Origin of the sequence: Streptomyces oryzae (assembly GCF_017676365.1) — a bacterium.
GTDB classification, from domain to species: Bacteria; Actinomycetota; Actinomycetes; order Streptomycetales; family Streptomycetaceae; genus Streptomyces; species Streptomyces oryzae.
This window is the reverse complement of record NZ_JADKMA010000030.1, coordinates 1-17,682: the sequence shown is the minus strand read 5'-3', so window position 1 is coordinate 17,682 and position 17,682 is coordinate 1. Positions and strand designations below refer to the sequence as shown.

14 protein-coding genes and 1 pseudogene are annotated in these 17,682 nt (G+C 70.6%); 11 read left to right on the top strand and 4 right to left on the bottom strand.

Annotated elements, in window-relative coordinates:
- Window positions 1-389: 389 nt before the first annotated feature.
- Window positions 390-1,529, top strand: coding sequence for a cytochrome P450 (locus tag ITI46_RS08710; protein ID WP_247745681.1), 1,140 nt, complete (start codon window positions 390-392; stop codon window positions 1,527-1,529).
- Between the two features lie 325 nt (window positions 1,530-1,854).
- Window positions 1,855-2,291 (top strand): annotated as a pseudogene (locus ITI46_RS08705) (IS256 family transposase); the annotation flags it as partial.
- Window positions 2,292-2,326: 35 nt separating this feature from the next.
- On the opposite strand, the gene ITI46_RS08700 reads toward ITI46_RS08705, so the two are convergent.
- A complete protein-coding gene (locus ITI46_RS08700) occupies window positions 2,327-2,893 on the bottom strand; it encodes a GNAT family N-acetyltransferase (RefSeq protein WP_280634740.1) in 567 nt (188 codons plus the stop codon).
- 74 nt (window positions 2,894-2,967) lie between these two features.
- On the bottom strand, window positions 2,968-3,906 hold the full coding sequence (locus ITI46_RS08695) for a MerR family transcriptional regulator (protein WP_209238855.1): 939 nt from the start codon (window positions 3,904-3,906) through the stop codon (window positions 2,968-2,970).
- 632 nt (window positions 3,907-4,538) lie between these two features.
- Between ITI46_RS08695 and ITI46_RS08690 the strand changes: the two genes are divergently transcribed.
- From ITI46_RS08690 to ITI46_RS08655, 8 genes are all read left to right on the top strand, one after another.
- On the top strand, window positions 4,539-5,783 hold the full coding sequence (locus ITI46_RS08690) for an MFS transporter (protein ID WP_209238854.1): 1,245 nt from the start codon (window positions 4,539-4,541) through the stop codon (window positions 5,781-5,783).
- Between the two features lie 328 nt (window positions 5,784-6,111).
- A complete protein-coding gene (locus tag ITI46_RS08685; RefSeq protein ID WP_209238853.1) occupies window positions 6,112-6,918 on the top strand; it encodes a PaaX family transcriptional regulator in 807 nt (268 codons plus the stop codon).
- A 136-nt stretch (window positions 6,919-7,054) separates the two neighbouring features.
- Entirely contained in the window at window positions 7,055-8,122 is a 1,068-nt protein-coding gene (locus ITI46_RS08680) for a cupin domain-containing protein (RefSeq protein WP_307808098.1), read from the top strand.
- Complete coding sequence (locus tag ITI46_RS08675) at window positions 8,119-8,958, top strand: fumarylacetoacetate hydrolase family protein (RefSeq protein WP_209238852.1); 840 nt, start codon at window positions 8,119-8,121, stop codon at window positions 8,956-8,958. The genes ITI46_RS08680 and ITI46_RS08675 overlap by 4 nt, the downstream gene beginning before the upstream one ends.
- A gap of 1 nt (window position 8,959) precedes the next feature.
- Window positions 8,960-10,561, top strand: coding sequence for an FAD-dependent monooxygenase (locus ITI46_RS08670; RefSeq protein ID WP_209238851.1), 1,602 nt, complete (start codon window positions 8,960-8,962; stop codon window positions 10,559-10,561).
- A complete protein-coding gene (locus tag ITI46_RS08665) occupies window positions 10,558-12,615 on the top strand; it encodes an acetate--CoA ligase family protein (RefSeq protein ID WP_209238850.1) in 2,058 nt (685 codons plus the stop codon). The genes ITI46_RS08670 and ITI46_RS08665 overlap by 4 nt, the downstream gene beginning before the upstream one ends.
- Complete coding sequence (locus tag ITI46_RS08660) at window positions 12,615-14,288, top strand: (2,3-dihydroxybenzoyl)adenylate synthase (RefSeq protein WP_209238849.1); 1,674 nt, start codon at window positions 12,615-12,617, stop codon at window positions 14,286-14,288. Before ITI46_RS08665 ends, ITI46_RS08660 begins: the two co-directional genes overlap by 1 nt.
- Window positions 14,285-14,992, top strand: a complete 708-nt coding sequence (locus ITI46_RS08655) for a maleylpyruvate isomerase family mycothiol-dependent enzyme (protein ID WP_209238848.1) — start codon at window positions 14,285-14,287, stop codon at window positions 14,990-14,992. Before ITI46_RS08660 ends, ITI46_RS08655 begins: the two co-directional genes overlap by 4 nt.
- A 161-nt stretch (window positions 14,993-15,153) precedes the next feature.
- Here the strand turns inward: ITI46_RS08655 and ITI46_RS08650 are convergent, their stop codons facing one another.
- Window positions 15,154-15,594 (bottom strand): WapI family immunity protein, encoded by a 441-nt coding sequence (locus ITI46_RS08650; RefSeq protein WP_209238847.1) that lies wholly within the window; start codon window positions 15,592-15,594, stop codon window positions 15,154-15,156.
- A 265-nt stretch (window positions 15,595-15,859) separates the two neighbouring features.
- On the opposite strand from ITI46_RS08650, the gene ITI46_RS08645 reads away from it, so the two are divergent.
- Window positions 15,860-16,123 carry a hypothetical protein gene (locus ITI46_RS08645; RefSeq protein ID WP_209238846.1) on the top strand — a complete coding sequence of 88 codons (264 nt, stop codon included), beginning with the start codon at window positions 15,860-15,862 and terminating at the stop codon, window positions 16,121-16,123.
- Between the two features lie 522 nt (window positions 16,124-16,645).
- Here the strand turns inward: ITI46_RS08645 and ITI46_RS08640 are convergent.
- Window positions 16,646-17,173: a hypothetical protein gene (locus ITI46_RS08640; protein WP_247745680.1), complete on the bottom strand. Its 528-nt coding sequence runs from the start codon at window positions 17,171-17,173 to the stop codon at window positions 16,646-16,648.
- Window positions 17,174-17,682: the final 509 nt, after the last annotated feature.

Genomic DNA, 17,682 nt, shown 5'->3' with positions numbered 1-17,682 from the left:
CCGAGAAGGGGCGTGCGCCGGGCGTAGCCGCAGGCGCCGCCTCGTGACGGGGGAGCAGAATCGGTCGGGCGGGGCACCGGCGTGCGCTTACACCATCGGGCCATTGCGAACATACCTCAACAGCTGTGGTGGAACTACCTATGTGTCCTCAATCGGATATGGGGGCTGATCGAGGGACACCGGTCAGGCATCGCCCGGGAGCGGTTTCATTCACACCGGCTGCGGGGCGCGGTGACACCAACATCTGCTGCAAGGGACCGTCGTCATATCTGCTGAGGATCACCGGACTTGGCACATCGGCTGCGCGGAAGCCTGCGGTGCAGCGGGAACGTGCGCAGGCAGTGCGAGTGGGCCGGGTGTGACGGGTCATCGGATGTGGAGGGATGAGGATGGGGTACAGGACCCGCTTGCGGCAGGACCCCCTCGCCTACATCGAGGAGCTGAGCCGCGGCAGCACGGCGGGGGTGATCCGGCTTCCCTGGGGCGGCTGGTGTGTCCGCGATACCGAGCTGGCGCAGACACTCCTGCGCGATCCGGAGTACCACAGAGGCGGGTCGACCTTCTTCGGCGAGCTGCTGCCCGCCCGCAGTGCGCAGGCGGAGCTGGGCCGCGCGGTGCGCAGCCTTCTGCGAGCCGGCGTGCCGCACTACCGTGCCGCGCTGCCCGAGGCGGTAGCCGCTCTGCCGACGGCCGGCCGGTGGCCGGACGCGGGCACACGGCTGGTCTACCGCTGCCTGGCCGACGTGCTGCTGCACCCCGGCACACCGGGCGGCAGCCGTGCACTGATGCGGCAGGCCGCCCACAAGGGCGTGGCGGTGCGCTCACCGCATATGTGGCAAAGGGCCCGGGCGGAGCCGGTGCGGGCCAGACTGGTGACGGCCGTGACCGAGGAGGCACGCCGCCGGCGCCGGCAGCCAGCCGGCGAACCCCGGGACATGCTGGACGCGGTGCTCACGGTGTGCTCGGAAGCGGAAGTGTCAGACCGGACAGTGGCCGACCTGCACCTCATGATGCTCCGGGCGATCATGGCTCCCCTCAGCGCCTCGCTGGCATGGTCGGTGCTGCTGGCCTGCCGGCATCACACCAGGGCCGCACCATGGCCCTGGCCGGTCGAGCACATCGTGCACGAGACGCTGAGGTACCGCCCGGTGCCCTGGATGCTCGGACGCACCCTCCCACGCGCCACGGATCTCGGCGGCACCGTCTTCCCGCCCGGTGAGCTGCTCTCCGTCTGCCCGTACCTGCTGCACCATGACGAACGCCACTGGAATTCCCCTGACGCCTTCCGGCCCGAACGCTGGACCAGCAACAGCGGCCACGGCCCCTACATCCCCTTCGGAACGGGCCCATTCAGCTGCGCCGGCGCGGCGGTGGCACACACGCTGCTCACCGAGTCACTTGCCGCCCTCGCCGACGACGCCTACCTGGCAGTCACCGGCGGTGATACACGCGCCGCCATGTCGGAGGGCAATGTTCCGCGACCGTTCATCCTGCACCGCACCCAGACCACCCGCCGGCACACGACATGAGAAGGAGGTGATTGGCCATGGCCGCGACGATGCGACGCATCTTCACCAACAAGCCGGCCCGACGCTGGTACTGGTACTGACGACGACCAGAGCACCACCGGCCGGACGCCTCCGCGTCCGGCCGGTTCGGACCCGCCGCCGGGCCCTCTGCAGCGTGAAACCGATCAGACCACACACGGTCACCCGCGGCTGCGCCGCTGCCGCATGGCCGGACTTCTCCGCCCGGGGCCACGACACCGCGCCCTGCGTCCCTGCACCGACACCGAGGTCCCCGCGACCCCGACGGCCAGCAGCCCGCGGTCGAGGAACCGCCAGGGCTGCTGCGCACGCGGCCAAGCGCGCCATCCAGGACTTATACAACGCCGGGAACAAGGAGCAGGCGCGCAAAGCCGTCGCCATATTCGCCAAGCAGTACAACGCGGAGTACCCCAAGGCTGTCAAGAAGATCGTGGACGATGAGGACGAGCTGCCGGCGTGCTACGACTTCCCCCGCCGAGCACGGGAGTCATCCGCCGAGTACGGCATTCACCTGCGGACCTCGAATCCATCGAGTCGGCGTTCGCCACCGTGTGGCTGCGGACCAAGGTGACGAAGGGTGCGGGCAGCCGGGCCGCCGTGCTGGTGATGGTCTTCAAGCCGGCCGAGTCGGCCCAGGCCCGCCGGCGGGCCGTGAACGCGCCCGACCTCGTCGCTCTGGTCCGCGCCGGGGCGCGCTTCGAACGCGGCCACCTCGTCGAACGCTTCGAGACCGTCTCGGCGTGAGCAGCCGCAGCCGATCCGCAGAAGCCGGGAGGATTTCAGGTACTCGTGCGCCGTATGTGCAGGTGGCCATCGTGGGGGAAGGAGGGCGGTGCCGCGGGCAGGATGGTGTCGAAGTCGTAGCGGCTCTTCTGTGCAACCCGGCACGATGCCAGGTTGTCCACCTGGTGCAGGAGTTCGAGACGCTCCAGCCCGTCGGCTTCGAAGGTGTCGAAGGCCCAACAGGTGAGTGCCTCCAGAGCGCGGGAGGCCACTCCCCGCCCGCGAGCGTGCGCCGCGGTCCAGTAGCCCACTTCGGCCGCCGGTTTGCCGGAGGTGACTTCCTTGAGGACCACGCTGCCCACCAACTGTTCGCGAACTGGAGCGGGTTGTGCCTCAAGGACGGCAAAGCCGAACCGGCACCCCGCTGCCCAGCCCTGCTGCTGAGCCTGCACCCAGCGTGTCCCGTCGGCATCGTTGGCCACGACAGAGCTCGCCCACTGACGCAGTGCGGGAGCTCGGCTCACCTCGACCAATGCGGCAACGTCCGCCATGCGCCAGGGGCGGAGAACGAGAGCGGGAGAGACCGGTGAGGCGGCCACCTGAAGTACGACCGGGGCACTCATCAACCGATCGTATGCGGCGGCGTTTTCACCCGACGCCGGCCGCGTCCGCCCCATGCCGCCTTGCGACCGCCCCGTCATTGCGGTGTCCGGACGCGCAGAGCCTGGACGGACCAATCGAACACTGGAGCCAGACTCTCCGGGGCCGGCCAGCCGTTGACCACTGCGAGCAGCTGGAGGTATCGCTCCCTGCGCGGGTCGTTCACGCTCTCCAGCCGAGTCGCCAGCCGGCGGCGAAGCTCGACGTCGTCGGGGCGGCCGAGGAGGTACGCGTAGTGCGCCGTGAACTCCGCGACGATCGGATCGGCCTGGGGTGAGGCCGGGTCGATGCCTGCGGTCAGTGCCGGGCCGGCCTGGTCACGGACGGCTGCGGTGATGTCGCGGCGCGGGCCCGTCATGTCGCTTCGGGGCTGCTCGGCTGCCAGGCCCTCGGCCATCCGCCGCACGACGGCGCGGAAGTCCGGGTCCAGGGACATTTCGGCCAGCTCCACCCACGCCTGGACCTGCTCTGCCTCCGGGTTGTCGGGCAACTCGGGGGTCATCGAGCGCATGACCCCCGTGAATGCGGGGGCGGCGTCAAGACCGCCGAACACGGCGTCGAGGAAATCGCCGATCAGACGTCTGCGTTCGTCCTCGGAAAGCTGGGCCAGTCGGTGCATGAGTTCGGTCTCCTCAGGTGTGGACCCGCGCTCGGCCACCGCCGTCAGCACCGCGCGCCGCAGGCGCAGGACGCGGATCTGCACTGCCAGTGCATCGGCGTGCGCTGCGGCGACCTCGGGGAGCGAGAGCTCGTGGTCCACGACCTTGCGGATCGTGGGAAGGTCCAGTCCCAGCTCGCGCAGGGTTCGCACGAGGTCCAGGCGTGCGACGGCGTCGATGCTGTAGAGGCGGTAGCCGGCCGGGCTGCGGTCCGTCGGCGCCACGATTTCGCGATCGGAGTAGAACCGAATGGTCTTCACCGTGAGACCGGTCCGTCGAGCGAGTTCGCCGATCGAGTAGAGCGTGTCGCCGTCCATGTCCCCACCTTTGCGTCTCCCCCTGCTGGAGACTCAAGTACCTTCGCCATCAGGTGCTCGTGCTCAGGTCTGTCAGGGCCGATCACGATGGCCATACCACCGCACCCTACGACCGGCCTCCAACAAACCCGCCTGGTCACGAAGCTGTGCAGAGTCCGTCCACGCGCACGGTAGGCAGGTCGGCTCTGTCCTGCGGGCGGACGAAGGGGCGGCCGGGCCCGGGCGCGGCTGCACATGTTCCAGCCGTGTGCGGCATCAGGCCCGGTGTAGCGCCATATGTCGAAGCAGTCATGGCCGTCGGGGCCGGGCATCCGGCACCGCATCGCCCGCACCCTCAGCTGCCACCGCAGACTCACCACATGAGATGACATCAAAGATCACGACCGTCGCCGAGATGCAGCATGAGGAAGTCGCTCAACAGCAGGGTCTACGGGTAGAGCCATCAGTTTAGTGTCAAATCATTGACGCTCGTCTCCTGAATGGCACATACTCCCCCGCATCGATGAGGTACCGGACGAGTGCCGTACAGGATGGTGGTGGCAATGACGCCAGGAGACGCCCGTTCCAGAAGGTCCAGGGCATCCAGAAGCCGCAGTGAGCTCACGGTCCTGGGGCTGTGCTTCGCGGTGATCATGTTCGATGGTTATGACCTGATTGTTTACGGGGCCACGGTGCCGGCCCTGATCAAGTACGCGCCCTGGGGGCTGACACCGACCGAGGCCGGGGTGATCGGCAGCTACGCCCTCGTCGGAATGCTGATCGGTGCGCTGGTCGCCGGTGTGGCGACCGACGCCGTGGGCAGGCGCAGGGTGCTGCTGATCAGCGTGAGCTGGTTCTCGCTGTCCATGGTGGCCTGCGCGATGGCGCCGAGCGCCGAGTTCTTCGGGCTGTTCCGCCTGCTCGGCGGGCTCGGTCTCGGTGGTGTGATGCCCACCGCGATCGCCCTGACCGCCGAGTACTCGGCAGGCCACCGGCGGAGCCTGAACAACGCGCTGATGTTCGCCGGCTACCCGGTCGGCGGCATCCTCGCGGCCGCGCTGGCGCTGGCTCTCATGCCGGTGTTCGGATTCCGGATCATGTACTGGATCGGCGCGGCGCCGCTCGTGATCGTCGTCCCCCTGCTGTGGCGCTACCTGCCGGAATCGCTCAGCTACCTCGTCGCCAAGGGGCGCAGGGAGGAGGCCGCGCTGCTGGCCGCGAGACTGGACACGCCCCTGCCGGAAGCAGTGCCCGCCGTGAGGGGGCAGGGCGCGAAGAGCCCGGTCACCGTTCTGCTCAGCCGGCGCCACATCGGGCCCGCCGTGCTTTTCGCGATCACCAGCTTCTTCGGTCTGCTGCTGGTCTACGGGCTGAACACCTGGCTGCCCCAGATCATGAAGTCGGCGGGCTATCCGCTGTCGAGCTCGCTGCTGTTCCTGGTGATGATGAACGTCGGCGCGGCGGTCGGGTCCATCCTGGTGGCACCGGTCGGCGACAGGCTGGGCATGAAGCCGGTTACCGCGGTCACGTTCGGCGCGGCAGCCCTGTCCATCTACCTGTTGAGTTCGCCCACAGCCTCTTGGGCGATGTATGCGCTGGTTGCGGTTGCCGGGTTCGGCACGATCGGTACGCAGATCATGGTCAATGCGTACGTCGCCATGCACTTCCCGCCTGAAGTCCGCGCGACCGCCCTGGGCTGGACGCTGGGTGTCGGACGGCTCGGTGCCATCGTCGGACCGACCTTCGGCGGCTTCCTGCTCGCGGCAGATCTGACCATGGAGTGGAATTTCTACGCCTTCGCCATCCCGGCCGCCGCCGGTGCGCTCATGGTCTTCCTGCTCCCCAAGGGCGTAAGGGCCGCCTCCCCGTCTCCGGACGCGGTGGCCGGACGGGCCTGAGCAGCCGGGGGAGTGCCCCACCCGCCGGGCCAACCTGTCAAAGCACAAGCCGCCTCGTATGCGTCCGGCGCAGAGGGAGCGGTCGGCCATGGACGACTTACGCCCTGAGCGGCGCCCGGCCGGCTCGCCCGGCCGCCTGCAGCCAAGTCCAACCGCTTTGGCAGCCGCCGGAGATGAGGGCGAAGTTCTCTGTCATGACGTCTTCCATGACGCCAATGGAACGGATGCCAGACGTGTGAAACGTCAGCCGTTTGTGAGACGATCGTCAAATGATTGACACTCATTGGTGTGCAGAGACAGGACTCGACGGAGTAGCTGGGAGGTACTCGTGAAGCCGAGGTCGCTCGTCTTCGACCTGTTCGGCGACTATCTGCGCTACCGGGGTGGCGAAGTCCGGCTGCGCAGCCTCGTCGCGCTGATGGACTGCTTCGACCTCCCCGAGAGCACGGTGCGGGTGGTCGCCGCCCGGATGCGAAAGGAGGGCTGGCTCGACGCCCGCCGAGAGGGCAGGGAGACCGTCTACGCCCTCACTGACGCCTCCTGGCGGCTCCTCGACGAAGGCCGGGAACGGATCTTCGCCCGGGCGCCCGGGCCGTGGGACGGGCAGTGGCACATGGTCATCTACTCGGTACCCGAAGCCGACCGGGCGCTGCGCGAACAGCTCCGCAAGAAGCTGTCCTGGCTGGGCTTCGGCATGCTGTCGGCGTCGGTGTGGATCAGTCCGCACGACCGGGTCGCACACGTCAGGGAGAGTTTCGCGGACCAGCCCGCGGTGCGGATCGACGGGCTGCACGCCCGTTCCGAGGGTGCCGCGGCCGACCGGGACATGGCGGCCAGGTCCTGGGATCTGGCAAGCCTGAACAAGGAGTACGGCGAGCTGCTCGACCGCTACCGGCCCCGGCTCGCCGACTATCGCGCCGGCGCGGTGCGCGGCCGGGACGCGCTGGTCGAGCGCATGCGTTTGATCCACGACTACCGCCTGCTGCCGTTCCGGGACCCCGATCTGCCCCCCGAACTGCTCCCCGAGGACTGGGTCGGCCGCCGCCTGCACGAGGTGTTCCTGGAGATCCACGGGCTGCTGCGGGCCGAGGCGGAGGGCTACGTCGACGAGGTGATCGGCGCGGCCGGGGGCTGACCGGGCGCGCGGCGGCGGGGACCCAGGGGTGCTCAGGGAGGTCCGCGGCGAAGAAAAAATGCGTTTCAAATCATAGACGTTCGTTGGATTAGTGTCGTACGTTAAGTTCAGGCCATCCCGAAGGAGTGAGCTCCCCGTGACGATCACCGACGAACGCGCCGCGCTGAAGAGGCTCTACGCCGACTTCGAGGCCGCGCACCTGACCCCCCTGTGGACCCAGCGCGAGGGGCTGATGACTCAAGTGCCGCGTCCGGACGCCGTACCGGCCCTGTGGCGCTGGTCGGTCCTCCATCCGCTCGCCGAGCGCAGCGGCGAGCTCGTGCCGGTGGGCCGGGGCGGCGAGCGCCGCGCGATCGCGCTCGCCAACCCGGGCCTGCCCGGCACCGCGTACGCCACCCCCACCCTGTGGGCCGCGATCCAGTACCTCGGTCCCGGCGAGGAGGCCCCGGCCCACCGGCACACCCAGACCGCGTTCCGCTTCGTGGTGGACGGCGAGGGAGTGTGGACCAATGTGGAGGGCGACCCCGTGGCGATGCGCCGCGGCGATCTGCTGCTCACCCCCGGCATGCACTTCCACGAGCACCACAACACCACCGACCGGCCGATGGCCTGGATCGACGGCCTGGACATCCCGCTGGTGCGCCAACTGGACGCCGGATTTTTCGAGTTCGGCCCGGACCAGCTGGCCACCCGCGCCACCCCGGCCGTCTCCCGCAACGAACGTCTGTGGGGCCACCCGGGCCTGCGCCCCGTCGGCGCTCCCGCCACCCCGTCCTCCCCCCTGATGGCGTACCGCTGGGAGCACACCGACGCGGCGCTCACCGCCCAGCTGGAGCTGGAGGACGAGGGCCACCCGGGTGTCGTGGAGCCCGGCCACGCGGTCGTCCGGTTCACCGACCCGGCCACCGCACGAGACGCGCTGTCCACCATCCGCACCGAGATGCATCGGCTGCGCCCCGGCGCCCGTACTGCGACCATCCGCGTGGTCGGCTCCGCCGTCTGGCAGGTGTTCGACGGCTCCGGCACCGTCTCGGTCGGAGACGAACGGTACGAGGTCACGAAGGGCGACCTGTTCGCCGTCCCCTCCTGGGCCCCGCTGACCATCGCCACCGACAGCGGCCTGGATGCCTTCCGCTTCTCGGACGACCCCGTCTACGACGCCATCGGCCTTTCCCGCACGCACCGAGAGGAGCCGTCCGCATGAGGCTCGCCACCATCCGTACGCCAGACGGCACCCGCGCTGTCCGCATCGAGAGCGATGCCGCTGTGGAACTTGGACACCCGGATGTGGGTGCGCTGCTGAGCCGCCCCGAGTGGCGGGCCGAGGCCGAGGCCGCCGACGGCCGGAGGCACGACCTGGCCGGTCTGGACTTCGCGCCGCCGGTTCCGTTCCCCGAGAAGATCGTGTGCGTCGGACTCAACTACCGCAACCACATACTGGAGATGGGCCGCGAGCTGCCCGAACACCCCACGCTGTTCGCGAAGTTCGCTCGTGCCCAGGTCGGCGCGTACGACCCGGTGGTCCTGCCCGCCGGATCCGACGCGGTGGACTGGGAGGCCGAACTCGGCGTGTACATCGGCCGCCAGGTCCGGCACGCCACGCCCGATGACGCCCGTGCCGCGATCGCCGGTTACACCGTCGTCAACGATGTCACCGGGCGCGACTTCCAGTACCGCTCGCCTCAGTGGCTGCAGGGCAAGACCTTCGAGGCGACCACACCGGTGGGCCCGTGGCTCGTGACCGCCGGGCCGGACGATGCCCCCCTGTCAGCCGAGCTGACGTGCACCGTCGACGGCGAGTTGATGCAGAAGGCGGACACCGGCGACCTGGTCTTCGATCCGGCGGCTCTGGTGGCGTACGTCTCGCAGATCGTCACCCTCGTTCCCGGCGACCTCATCGCCACGGGCACTCCCGGCGGCGTCGGCCACGCCCGTAAACCCCCGCGCCACCTGACCGAGGGCAACGAACTGGTGACTCGCGTCGAGGGCGTCGGCGAGTGCCGCAACCCCCTGGTCCGCGACCCGCTTGTGAGGGGCTGACATGCGCATCGCTGTCGTCGGCGGAGGCCCGGGCGGCCTCTTCTTCGCCGCCCTCGTGCGGCAGACCGATCCGTCCGTCGAGGTGACGGTCTTCGAACGCAACCGGGCCGACGACGCTTTCGGCTTCGGCGTGGTGTTCTCCGACCGCACGCTCGTCGGCATCCACGAGGCAGACCCCGTGCTCCGCGAGGCCCTGGACGCGCACGGCCGGCGCTGGGACGACATCGAGGTACGGCTCAAGGGCGAGCGAATTCGCTGCGGCGGCAACGGTATGGCCGCGATCGTCCGCCGCACCCTACTCGCCCTGCTCCAGGACCGGGCCCGCGGCCTGGGCGCTGACCTTCGCTTCGAGACCGAGGTGAGCCTGGCCGACCTGGACGGCTACGACCTCGTGGTCGCCGCCGACGGCACGTCGTCGCGAATCCGCGACGCCCTGGCGCAGCACCTGGAGCCGACGACCGAGACGGCGACGGCGAAGTTCATCTGGTTCGGCACGGACTACATGTTCGACGGGCTGACCTTTGTCCACGAACGCGGACCCCACGGCGTCTTCGCCGTGCACGGCTACCCGATCAGCGCGGACGCGAGCACCTTCATCGTCGAGACCGACGAGGCGTCCTGGAGGGCCGCGGGTCTCGACGCCTTCGACGTGACCCAGCCGCCGGGGGAGAGCGACCTGGTCAGCAAGGCGTACCTGGAGGAGCTGTTCGCCGGGCAGATCGACGGCCACCGGCTCCTGGTCAACAACTCCCGCTGGGGGAACTTCCGGACCCGGCGCACCCGGCACTGGTACGTGACCGAGCCGCGCCCGGTGGTCCTGCTCGGCGACGCCGCGCACACCGCGCACTTCTCCGTGGGATCCGGGACGAAGATGGCCATGGAGGACGCGATCGCGCTCTCCGCCGCCCTGGCCAGGCACACCACCGACCTCCCGACGGCCCTCGCCGCCTACGAGGCCGCCGCCCGCCCTTCGGTCGAGGCGATCCAGGGCGCCGCCCGGCCCAGTCTGGGCTGGTGGGAGCACTTCGGCACGTACCATGACGCCTTCGAACCCTGGCAGTTCGCCTATCACTTCCTCTCCCGCAGCATCACCGACGCTCGGCTGGCGCGGCGAGCACCGGATTTCGTCCGCGCCAGCCACGACCAGTGGCGGGCACGCCACGGCAGCGCCGCACCCCTGGAGACTCCGCTCGACCTCGGCGAGTGGCGGTTGCCCAGCCGGGTCATGCTGGTCGATCCCGACTGCACCACCGCAGCGGGCGGCACCGGAGAGCCGCTGCCCCTGCGCGCGCATGCGCCTGACACACCGGAGGTCTGGGGAGCCCGGATCAAGGCCCCGGACGACGAGTCCGGCCTCGCCGCCGCGCACGCGCGGCTCGGCAGCCTCGCCGCCGCAGGTCCGCTGCTGGTGGCCGTGTACGGCGGTACGGCCCACACCCGCGCCCTGCTCACCGAGCGCGCCCGCCTGCACCACTGCCTGCCCTCGCTCTTCGTGGACGACACCCTGGACCGCGACCGCGCCGTCACCGCCGTACTCTCCGGCCGGGCCGACCTGGTGGGCGCGAGCGCCGACACCGTCGCGCTCTGGGAGGTGTCCTCATGACCGGCAGGTCGGGCGGTGTGCTGGAGACGCTGTTCGCACCACGCGGCATTGCCGTCGTCGGAGCCTCCACCGACCCGGCCAAGCTGGGGGCCGCGCTGGCACGCTCGGTGACCCGCTTCCCCGGATTCGTAGGACTGGTCAACTCCCGCCGCCCGGACCCCTCCGCCGAGGTGTACGCCTCGGTCGCCGAGGCCGCCGAGCACGGGCCCGTCGACCTGGCGCTGGTCTGCGTCCCCGCCCCGGGGTGCGCGGACGCCGTCGCCGAGGCCGCCAAGGCCGGGGCGCGGGCCGCCGTGGTATACGGCGGTGGATTCGCCGAAGCCGGACCGCAGGGCGAGCGGTACCAGCGCGAACTCACCGACGTGGCCGAACGCACCGGCATCCGGCTGCTCGGCCCGAACACCTCAGGGTTCCTCGCGCCGGGCCTCACAGCGAGCTTCGTGCCGGGCGCGGCCGACGTGCCGGCCGGCCGGATCGGCGTAGTGGCGGCCAGCGGGGGCGTGAACCATGCGCTGGCCTTCCTGCTCAGCGAGGCCGGGTACGGGGTGAGCCTCGCGGTGGGCCTGGGCAACGGCGTCGATGTCACGACCGCCGATGTGCTCGACCACCTGGCCTGCGACCCCCACCCCACCGCCGTCGCCCTGCACATCGAGTCCGTCACCGACGGACGCCGGCTGACCGACGCGGTCGCACGGCTCACCGCCACCTGCCCGGTCGTCGCGCTCGTCGTCGGCCGCCACGACATCAGCGCCTTCGCCGCCTCCCACACCGGCGCCCTCGCCACTTCCTGGCGCACCACCCGCGCCGCCCTCGTCCAGGCGGGCGCCGTGCTGGTGGACGACGAACGCGAACTGGTCGACGCGGTGGGCGCGTTGTCGCTCGCACGGCTTCCGGCGGCCGCCGCCCCTGGGGTGGGCCTGGTGACGGCACAGGCCGGACCAGGCATGCTGCTCCTGGACAACCTGCGCGGCCGCCACGCCGCCGTACCGGAGCTGACCGCGGACACCCGACGCGCTCTGGCCGAGATCCTGCCGCCGCTGACGTACCAGGCCAACCCGGTCGACACCGGCCGCCCCGGGCCCGGCTTCGCCGCCGTACTGGACGCCGTGGCAGCCGACCCGGCCGTGGACTTGATCGCCGGGTACGCGCTCCATGAGCCGGCCGCCTTCGACTTGGTCGGGGCCGTGGACGCGGCCAGGCACAGTGTCCCGATGCTCCTCGGAGTCGGCGGCACCGGCGACGACGCACGGCGGGTGCGCCGCGCCCTGCTGGAGCGTGGCGTGCCGGCGGCCGGTGACCCGCACGGGCTCGCCGCAATGACCGGCGCGCTGCTGGCCGACGCCCGCGCCCGCAGCCGTACAACGGCGGTCCCCGCCGCACCGGCGCCCGTGGACGTCGGCCCCGGCCCCTGGGACGAGGACCAGGCCAAGACGCTCCTGAACCGGCTGGGCGTGCCGACCATGCCCCGCCGGGCCTGCGCCGACCGCGCTCAGGCCCACCGGGCGCTGGCCGAACTGCCCGGACCGGTGGCGGTCAAACTCCTGGACGCGGCGGTGCTGCACAAGACCGAGATCGGCGGCGTCCTGCTGGGCGTGCGCACCCCGCAGGAACTGGACGCGGCCCTCGACGCGATCGAGGCGGCGGGAGCCTGTCGCTTCCTGGTCGAATCGATGGCCCCGGAGGGCGTGGACCTCGTGGTCGGCGCCCGTCACGACCCGGTGTTCGGCCCGGTCGTCCTGGTCGGCCTCGGCGGAACCACCGCCGAAGCCCTGGCGGACGTGAGCATCCGGCTCGCTCCGCTGAGTGTGTCCGAGGCCGCAGCCATGCCCGGCGAGCTGGCTGGACACGCCCTCCTCGACGGCTGGCGCGGCGGGCCCGTACTGGACCCCGTTGCCCTCGGCCGGGTGACGGCGGCCCTCGGCGACCTCCTCGCCACCCATCCCGAACTCGCCGAGCTCGAAATCAACCCGTTGCGGATCACAGCGCAGGGCCTCGTGGCGTTGGATGCTGTGCTCATAGCCGCTGAAGCTGCTGCCCCCGGAGGTGGTGACTGATGGCCGCACCCATCAGCGAGGGAACCGTTCCCTGGCCGAAGGCCGACGCGGCTCGCTACACGGCCGCCGGATACTGGAGCGGCCGCCCGCTGGGCGACCAGCTGCGTGAGACGGCCGCCCGCACGCCCGACACGACCGCACTCGTCGACGGTGACCGGCGCCTGACCTATGCCGAACTCGCCGACCGCGCGGACGCGTTGGCGGTACGGCTGCTCGACCTGGGGCTCACTCCGGGTGACCGGATCGTGGTCCAGCTGCCCAACAGCTGGGAGTTCACCGTTCTGACCTGGGCCTGCTTGCGCGCCGGGATCGTGCCGGTGATGGCGCTGCCCGCGCACCGCCGCCTGGAGCTGGCCTACCTGGTCGCGCACTCCGAGGCCGCCGCCATCGCCGTACCCGACCGGCTGCGCGGCTTCGACCATCAGGCGCTCGCCCACGAACTCGGCAAAGAGGTTCCGGGCCCCTGGCACGTCCTGGTCGCCGGGACCGACATCGCTCCCGCCGGCCTGGACCTGCGCGCCCTGTGCGCCTCCGGAGAGGACCCGGCGGCCGACCGTGTGCGCCTGGACGCCGTCACCCCCGGCAGCCGCGAGGTCGCGGTCTTCCTTCTCTCCGGCGGCACCACCGGCCTGCCCAAGCTGATCGCCCGCACGCACGACGACTACGCCTACAACGCTCGCGCGAGCGCCGAGGTCAGCGCCGTCGACGCCGACACCGTCTACCTGGTGAGCCTGCCGGCCGGCCACAACTTCCCCCTGGCCTGTCCCGGCATCCTGGGCACCCTGCTGGTCGGCGGCCGGGTGGTGATGCTGCCGAGCCCAGAACCTGCCCGGGTCTTCGCCACCGTCGCCGCGGAGGGGGTCACCCACACCGCCGTCGTGCCCGCGGTCGCCGGACGCTGGCTGGAACACGCCGAGCAGCACGGGGCGGAGCCGATGAGCAGCTTGCGAGTGCTTCAAGTCGGTGGATCCCGGCTCGCCGACGAACTGGCCCGCCGGGTGCGCCCCGTACTCGGTACGACGCTCCAGCAGGTATTCGGCATGGCCGAGGGTCTGCTCAACTACACCCGCCTCGACGACCCCGAGGACATCATCTGCACCACCCAGGGCCGCCCCATGTCCCCTGACGACGAGGTACGGCTGGTCGACGAGCTCGACCAGGACGTCCCCGACGGCGAGCCCGGCTCCCTGCTCACCCGCGGCCCTTACACCCCACGCGGCTACTACCGCGCCCCCGAGCACAACAGACGGGCGTTCACCGACGACGGCTGGTATCGCAGCGGCGACATCTGCCGCCTGACGCCGGAGGGCAACCTCGTCGTGGAAGGCAGGGACAAAGACATGATCAACCGTTGCGGGGAGAAGGTCTCCGCGGAGGAGGTGGAGAACCTCGTCTATGAGTTGACCGACGGCATCAGCCAGGTGGCGGCCGTCGCCATGCCCGACCCGGCGCTGGGCGAGCGCGTCTGCCTCTACATCGTGGCCGCACCGGGGCATCCCGCCCCGGCACTGGACGCGATCCGCGCCACCATGGAGAAGGCCGGAGTGGCCCGCTTCAAGCTGCCCGAACACCTCGTATACGTCCAGGAACTGGCGGCCACCAAGGTCGGCAAGATCGACAAGAAGGCGCTGCGCGACGACATCGCGGAGCGCATGAGGAGCGGCACCTCATGACCGACCGACATGACCTGACCGCCACCCTGCCCTGGATGCGCGAGGGGACGGCGCTGCTGCTGGGCGTGGCCGACCGGCTCACGGACACCGACCTGCGAGCCCCCAGCTCTCTCCCCGGCTGGACCCGCGCACACGTCATCGGCCACGTGGCCCGCAACGCCGAGGCCCTCGTCCGCCTGGCCACCTGGGCACGCACGGGCATCCCCGTCCCGATGTATGCCGACCGCGAGCAGCGTGCCGCCGAGATCGAGTCCTCGGCGGCCCTCCCGCCCGACGTACTCCGGGAGCAACTGAGGTCCACGGCGGCGGAACTGGACGACGCCCTGGCCGCCCTCGACGCCACGACCTGGCAGGCCGAGGTCAGGAGCGCCCTGGGGCGTACCATCCCCGCCGCCGAGATCCCCTGGATGCGGGTACGTGAGGTATGGCTGCATGCCGTGGACCTGGCAGCGGGAACGACTTTCACCGACTTCTCCGCCGCCCTGACCGACACCCTCCTCGACGATGTCACCACCACCCTGTCCGCCCGCCCCGGCTGCCCATCGGTCCGCCTCAGCCCGACCGACCGGGACCGCACCTGGGAGTTCGGCCCGACCACGGCCGATGCTCCGGCCAGAGCCGAGGCACCGGCCGCAGCCCTGCTGGCCTGGACGACCGGCCGCGCACCCCGGGCCGAACCGGTGGCCCTGCCGACCTGGCTGTGACAGGACGCCGCCACCCGGGGGAGGAGGACCAGACAAGGCTCCGCGCCCGTACAGCCCTTTGGCGGTGTCGCAGTCGCCTTCTGGCCGAGCCATGGCGACGCACACGACCCGCCCACCACACCACCGGCACCACACCGCGGCTCACGTGCTGAACCGCGAGGTCAGCGTGAGGGGAACGGAGCCAGACAACGCTCCCATTCGTCCGCCGCCTGGCGCAGACCCGCGGTGGTGGCCTTGATCTCGATGTCGTACCCGTTCAGGCGTTCCTCGCCGTCCCGCCATGGGGGCGCTGCCTCATGGCTGAGATGGACTCGAACAAGGCCAGAGCCGGTGTGGCTGAAGGACAGAACGGGCTCCAGGAAGTGGAGGTCCGATGGTGTGTCAGTCGGCGTTGCTCCACCGGCTGCGCGCAGCCACGGCGTGATCTGGCGGGCCTCATCGGTCAGAAGGCAGGGGTCAGTGAAGGACCAACTGCCCTCGGGTGTCGTCACCTCGCCCCCGATGACCAGCCAGTTGTCGTCATACGGGTCGCCGATGGCCACCGGGAACTGATAGCGCAGTGCACGCAGCTTGATGCGATGTTCGTGATCAGTCAGAAGCACTACTCAAGACTGTCAGGCAACTCAACTCCCTGCCCCCTGACGCCGAAACGGACCTGCCCCGAGCCCCACAACGACACCCCGTCCGTCTCCCGGATGAGGCCACACCTCCCGAAGCGCCCGCGCCCTGTGCAGCACCCCTGCGGTGACAGCTGAGCGTGAGCCCACCGCTTGTCCCGGAGACCCCCGGACTGTCTGAGGGCTGGGGGACGGCATCCCCGTATCCCCAGGTGACGGCGCTACCGGAACCAGACTGGGGATTGGGGGATTGGGGGATGCAGGCGACTACTTCGGTGCGTTGGAACTGAGCGCGGTCTTCGACCTCAGCCTCGGTACGGCCGGTGGCGCGGACCAGGGCTGCGGTGCGGACGGTCAGTCGGGTGGCGCGCAGGTCGAGTCCGGCCAGCAACTGCTCGGCGAGCTCAATCCCGTCCGCGGCGACGCGGGGTCGGCGAAGGCGAGACGAAGGCCGATAGGTGGCACGTTCACCTGCGACCCGTGCTGTTCGGCGTCGAGGCGGGCTGCCTGGTAGGCGGCGGCTGCGCGGCCCATGTCGCCTTGGGCCACCATACGTCGCCTTCGACGCGGTGGCCGCGGCCTTCCCAGCCGGGCTGCCGGGTGGTCTCCAGCGCGGTGGGGAAGTCGTCGGCCAGGCGCACGAGGTGGCGCGGCCGCGCCGGGCAGCGGATGCGAGGCGGCCGTCGCTCTCCGCGACCAGTTGCATGCCGCAGCGGGATAAGGCGTTGTCTCCCGAGGCATAGGCGAACAGCACGCGGTGCACGCTGCCGTTGTCGGCGTCGCCGTAGAGCAGGAGCCCCGGAGAGGATTCGGAGCAGCGACGGATCCAAGGACGATCCCGGCACCGAGACGGATCCGAGGACGGTCCGGCACTGAGGCGGTCCTTCGGCTGCGGACCTTCTCAGGCCAGGAGCTGGCCTGCCTGCGCCCCGGCGGCATCCGGCCGTACGTCGTGCGCCGCACCCTCGCCTCCTGAGCTTGTTGGCGGGGCGGGTGGTAACCGGTTTGGCTGCCGCGGAGCCCGTGCCGTGGCCGGTCAGGAAGGGGCATCGGCCATGGCCGATGCCACCAGGTCATGGCCCAGGTCGAAGCGGATTCCGTCCGGGTTGGTCAGCTCCTGGTCGGCGTACCAGGTGGCGTCGGCTTCCGGGTGAGGCCCGACGACGGCGACCTGTCCCTTGCCGAAGGGCGCAAGAAGGGCGGCCGGCAGACCGTTGTCGTACGTGGCGATCACCGAAGCTGTGGCCTTGTCGGCCAGCCGGAAGTATGGCCCGTCCTGGAAGTACATGTGCCGCCGCCGGCCACGCCAGCGGACAGGGACGACCGTGTCGGCCGAGGTGTGCACCGAGGCCCCCCGGGAGGCAATGTATGCGTCCGTGTCACCGGGTAGCAGCCCGAAGCCGGGACTGCGGCCGGCCAAGTAGCCCCCCATACAGAAGCCGAGGTAGCGGCCTCCACCGCGCACCCAGTGGCGGAGCGGGCCGGCGAAGGGGCGCACCTCACGCCAGGCGGCCTTCACGTCGTCACCACCGCCCGGTTGGGCATAGACATCTGCCTTCGCCAATGCCGACGCGGTGAGCGGCACCTCTTCGCCCGGACCGCAGTACTGCACACGCGGCCGTGACCGCGCTGTGCGCAGCAGCGCCGCCACCGCTTCCGAGCAGCCTTCGCAAGCCGCCGGACCCCGGTAGACGAGGGCACGCGCCCGCGGGTGAGGACGCGGACGACCGCAGGCGGCCTGAACGGTCGTCAAGCCAACCGCCGGGAGGGTGAGCGAAAGCAGTCGGCGTCGGTCCATGCCGCGAACCTGCCGGTGAGCGATGCGGTTGTCAAACTCCCGTTCCGAAACGGACGGTGAAGACCACTAGTGCTGTGACCGGGATGGTTCGCCGTGACCGGAAGGTGGCTCGCGGGACGAGCGCACGCGAAACGGCTGGTATTACTAGCCTCGATCTTGCATGAGGGTCCGTCAGCTTGCTGACGGGCCCTTTCGGCTCATTCGGGGGCGGTCATTTCTGCAGGTGGGCAGGTCGGTGGCCCGGCTGTCGCGTCGGGTGGGCGCCGGGTTCCACG

Excerpts from the sequence above, each read along its gene's own strand:
- ITI46_RS08695 (WP_209238855.1), bottom strand. The coding sequence starts at position 3,906 with ATGGACGGCGACACGCTCTACTCGATCGGCGAACTCGCTCGACGGACC.
- ITI46_RS08670 (WP_209238851.1), top strand. The coding sequence starts at position 8,960 with ATGCGCATCGCTGTCGTCGGCGGAGGCCCGGGCGGCCTCTTCTTCGCC.
- ITI46_RS08665 (WP_209238850.1), top strand. The coding sequence starts at position 10,558 with ATGACCGGCAGGTCGGGCGGTGTGCTGGAGACGCTGTTCGCACCACGC.
- ITI46_RS08700 (WP_280634740.1), bottom strand. The coding sequence starts at position 2,893 with ATGAGTGCCCCGGTCGTACTTCAGGTGGCCGCCTCACCGGTCTCTCCC.
- ITI46_RS08675 (WP_209238852.1), top strand. The coding sequence starts at position 8,119 with ATGAGGCTCGCCACCATCCGTACGCCAGACGGCACCCGCGCTGTCCGC.
- ITI46_RS08660 (WP_209238849.1), top strand. The coding sequence starts at position 12,615 with ATGGCCGCACCCATCAGCGAGGGAACCGTTCCCTGGCCGAAGGCCGAC.
- ITI46_RS08655 (WP_209238848.1), top strand. The coding sequence starts at position 14,285 with ATGACCGACCGACATGACCTGACCGCCACCCTGCCCTGGATGCGCGAG.
- ITI46_RS08710 (WP_247745681.1), top strand. The coding sequence starts at position 390 with ATGGGGTACAGGACCCGCTTGCGGCAGGACCCCCTCGCCTACATCGAG.
- ITI46_RS08690 (WP_209238854.1), top strand. The coding sequence starts at position 4,539 with ATGTTCGATGGTTATGACCTGATTGTTTACGGGGCCACGGTGCCGGCC.